The sequence below is a fragment of the Streptomyces sp. NPDC004561 genome (genome assembly GCF_053602155.1).
The window spans coordinates 1-2,617 of record NZ_JBSGDB010000770.1; the positions used below are offsets into that span (position 1 = coordinate 1).

The window sequence follows — 2,617 nt, forward strand, 5'->3', positions numbered from 1 at the left end:
GCCACCACGGGGACCGCCCGCGCGATGCAGGTGGGGGTGGCCGCCGCCCGGTTCCGTCGGTACGCGACCGTCGAGCCCGCCGAGTGGGCGATCCCGCCGCAGATCAACGAGGCCGGGCCGATGGGGCGGGCCGGGGTGATGGGCGCGCTGGCCGTGCGCCAGCCGGTGGGCGTGGTCGCCTGCGTCACCTCGTACAACAACCCCTGGGCCAATCCGGCGGGCAAGGTCGCCCCGGCGCTGGCGATGGGCAACACGGTGGTCGTGAAGCCCGCGCCGCAGGATCCGCTGTCCGTCTACCGGATGGCCGAGGCGCTGGAGGCGGCCGGGGCGCCGCCGGGTGTGGTGAACGTCGTCTCCGGGCGGGACGCCGGGGTGGGGGAGGCCGCCGTGGCCTCCCCGGACGTCGACATGGTGAGCTTCACCGGCTCCACGGCCGTCGGGCAGCGCATCGGCGAGGTCTGCGGCCGGTCCATGAAACGCCAGCTGATGGAGCTGGGCGGCAAGGGCGCGGCGGTCGTCCTCGCCGACGCGGACGTCGCGTCGGCGGTGGCCGGCATCGGGACGACCTTCTCCTTCTACAGCGGGCAGATCTGCACGGCGCCCACCCGGGTGCTGGTGCAGCGGGCCCTCTACGACCGGCTGGTGACCGAACTGGCCGCGTACGCGGGGCGGTTGAAGGTCGGCGATCCCCGGGAGCCGGACACGGTGGTCGGGCCGGTGATCTCCGCCGAGCACCGGGCGCGCGTGGAGTCGTACGTCGAACTGGGCCGGAAGGAAGGGGCGACGGTCGTCACGGGCGGCGAACGGCCGCCGCTGGAGCGCGGGTTCTACGTCGCCCCCACCCTCCTCGCCGACTGCACCAACGACATGCGGGTGGCCCGGGAGGAGATCTTCGGGCCGGTGGTCACGGTGATCCCCTTCGACGACGAGGACGAGGGCGTGGCCCTCGCCAACGACTCCGACTACGGGCTCGTCGACTACGTCTGGTCCGGCGACGTGGCCCGCGCCTTCCGGGTGGCCCGGCGGCTGCGCGCCGGCGGGGTCGGCGTCAACACCGTCGGCCGCAACATGGAGGCCCCGTTCGGCGGCTTCAAGAAGAGCGGCGTCGGCCGTGACGTGGGCGTGTACGCCCTGCACGCCTACAGCGAGGTCCAGGCCCTCGTGTGGCCCGGCTGAGCGGGGCGGGACCCGGCGTCACTGGGTGAAGAAGGACACCGGATGCCGGGGGTCCGCCGCGCAGGTGAACACGCCCGCGTGGCTGCCCCGGCCGACCGTCATGCCGGTCGGGTCGCGGGCCGCGTCCCACTCCTCGCCGCGGGGCTCCAGGTCCCGCTCCTCCAGGGGCCAGAAGCGGTGGGGCGCGTCGTCCGGGCCCCAGGTGCCGAGCGCGTACTCGTACGTGTCGCACTGCAGGAACAGCTCCAGCGGCGCCCCGCACTCCCCGCAGTCCAGGGCCCGGGGCATGTCCGTCGTCGCCCAGCTCATGGCGCCGCCGACCTTCCAGCCCGGGATGACCGACACGTCGTCGCGAAGGTCCCGTTCGTCCAGCCAGGCCCTGAAGCGCTCCGCGAGGCCCGCCGGGAGCTCCTCGTGCCACGGGTACTCGGTCAGCCGCTCCGGGTGCAGCACACACGCGCGCGGGATCATGTCCCAGCCGTAGTCCCAGTGCTCCTCGGGGTCCGGTTGCCCGGTGAGCGGATCGGTCACCTCGGCGGCCCCGCGCCACCACAGCAGCTGGACGAGGTCGGTGCCCGCCGGGAACCGGATCCCGGGGAAGTCGGCCGCCGTGAACTGGGCCACCGCGACCAGCGGGTACGGCCCCTCCGGGCGGCCGTTGACGTCCTTGTGGCCGGTGCACTCCGGCCACGGCTCCGCCGCCGGCCACCACAGCGCCCCCCGATGTGGCTGTCGCGCGGGCCGGGCGTGCCGCGCCGGGGGTGCAGCCGCACGGTCGTGCGCGCGTGGGGCGCCAACTCCGGGAAGTCACGGGAGGGTTCGACGGCGGAGGGGGCGGTGGTGAGCTTCACGCGCGCAGTGTCGCAGACCCGCCGGGGCGGCCCCTCACCGCTCCAGGTCCACCCGCACCGTCAGCAGGTCGGTGCCGAGCGCCCGTACCGCCGTGCTGTTGAGCCGGGGCAGGGCGCGCAGCCGGGCGACGGGGTCGTCGCCGGGCAGGAGGTGGGCGGTGCCGTGGTGCCAGCGGCCGGCGATACGGACGCGGACCCTCGGGTCGGCCTGGATGTTGCGCACGTACTGGGACCGGTGGCCGAACTCGGACACCAGCCAGAAGGCGTCCCCGACCCGGCGGCCGCCCACCGGGGTCCGCCGGGGCAGCCCGGAGGTGCGGCCGGTGGTCTCCAGGAGCGTCTGGAACGGCAGGCGCCGGATCAGCGGATTGGCGAGGTGCCGCTGGAAGCGGGTCACGATGCGGTGCTTGCGGTCTGCGCGGCCTGACATGTCTCCTGCTCTCTCCCGGTGCCGGTCCGGCCGCCGCGCTGTTTTCAGCTTCGCCGTCATCGGGAAGCCGGATCGTGGTGCACCGGGGGCGGGTGGTGGCGCGTACGAGCGCGGTCCGCGAGTACTGCAACTCGGCGGCCGCCGCGGAACTGGGGCTGCC

Annotated in this window: 3 protein-coding genes; 1 reads left to right on the top strand and 2 read right to left on the bottom strand. The window is 74.7% G+C overall.

The features are described from left to right. The coding region (locus ACWEN3_RS44995) for an aldehyde dehydrogenase family protein (protein ID WP_452984038.1) at positions 1–1,176 on the top strand (1,176 nt) is incomplete at its 5' end. Positions 1,177–1,194: 18 nt separating this feature from the next. Here ACWEN3_RS44995 and ACWEN3_RS45000 read toward each other — a convergent pair. Further along, entirely contained in the window at positions 1,195–1,800 is a 606-nt protein-coding gene (locus ACWEN3_RS45000; RefSeq protein ID WP_452984039.1) for a hypothetical protein, read from the bottom strand. Between the two features lie 261 nt (positions 1,801–2,061). Further along, positions 2,062–2,457: a nitroreductase/quinone reductase family protein gene (locus ACWEN3_RS45005; RefSeq protein WP_452984041.1), complete on the bottom strand. Its 396-nt coding sequence runs from the start codon at positions 2,455–2,457 to the stop codon at positions 2,062–2,064. Between the last annotated feature and the right edge of the window lie 160 nt (positions 2,458–2,617).

Coding starts and splice junctions, on each gene's coding strand:
- ACWEN3_RS45005 (WP_452984041.1), bottom strand. CDS start 2,457: ATGTCAGGCCGCGCAGACCGCAAGCACCGCATCGTGACCCGCTTCCAG.